1 pseudogene is annotated in these 279 nt (G+C 63.8%); it reads left to right on the top strand.

The window, feature by feature from the left end:
* Positions 1–77: 77 nt before the first annotated feature.
* A pseudogene (locus SB765_RS29115) lies at positions 78–279 on the top strand (DNA alkylation response protein); the annotation flags it as partial.

Below are 279 nucleotides of genomic sequence, written 5' to 3'. Positions count from 1 at the left end.
GGCAGCGTGCAGCAGCGAGCAAGCTCGCTCCTGTAAACCGCCTTGATCGACGTGGCCTTTATTTCAGGAGGCCCGCCATGAACCTGCACTCGTTCGCCGAAACCCACGACGTCACCAACCAGCCGCCCTCCCTGGACGGTACCAACCTTTACCGCGTCGACTTGCCCCTGCAAGAATGGTCGCGGCGTTTCGGCGCCGGCTGGGCGCAGACACGTATCGATGCTTACGGTGCGCTGGCCGGTGGCCCGTTGATGGAAGCCGGGTTCCTGGCCAACCAGA

This window comes from Pseudomonas sp. SIMBA_067 (assembly GCF_046534675.1).
In the GTDB taxonomy this organism is placed as follows: domain Bacteria; phylum Pseudomonadota; class Gammaproteobacteria; order Pseudomonadales; family Pseudomonadaceae; genus Aquipseudomonas; species Aquipseudomonas putida.
The sequence above is the reverse complement of the archived record's forward strand: the minus strand, read 5'-3'. Positions and strand labels throughout refer to the sequence as shown.